This window comes from Veillonella sp. R32 (assembly GCF_010093125.1).
In the GTDB taxonomy this organism is placed as follows: Bacteria; Bacillota; Negativicutes; order Veillonellales; family Veillonellaceae; genus Veillonella_A.
This window is the reverse complement of record NZ_NMZQ01000081.1, coordinates 1-529: the sequence shown is the minus strand read 5'-3', so window position 1 is coordinate 529 and position 529 is coordinate 1. Positions and strand designations below refer to the sequence as shown.

Sequence of the window (529 nt, the reverse complement as noted above, 5' to 3'; positions counted from 1 at the left end):
CCCCGTAACCTGTCGGATCACCGGAAAGGACCCGTAAAGTGATAATGATTATCATCTACATATCACAACGTGCGTGGAGGCCATCAAACCACGTCAAATAATCAATTATGACGCAGGTATCGTATTAATTGATCTGCATCAACTTAACGTAAAAACAACTTCAGACAATACAAATCAGCGACACTGAATACGGGGCAACCTCATGTCAACGAAGAACAGAACCCGCAGAACAACAACCCGCAACATCCGCTTTCCTAACCAAATGATTGCCCAACTTACCCTCGCTCTTGCGCAACAAGGGTCCGGGCATTTCTCAGCCTGGGTCATTGCAGCCTGCCGTCGGAGCCTCCCGTCAGCCAAGAGAGCATATACATCAATTAAAAGTGATGAAGAATGAACATCCCGCGTTCTTCCCTCCGAACAGGACGATATTGTAAATTCACTTAATTACGAGGGCATTGCAGTAATTGAGTTGCAGTTTTACCACTTTCCTGACAGTGACAGACTGCGTGTTGGCTCTGTCACAGAC

General features: G+C 46.5%; 1 protein-coding gene. It reads left to right on the top strand.

Features of this window, described 5'->3' with window-relative positions; all coding sequences use genetic code 11:
- The first annotated feature begins 202 nt into the window (after window positions 1-202).
- Window positions 203-397, top strand: coding sequence for a DUF3950 domain-containing protein (locus VER_RS10230; protein ID WP_162100703.1), 195 nt, complete (start codon window positions 203-205; stop codon window positions 395-397).
- Window positions 398-529 lie beyond the last annotated feature (132 nt).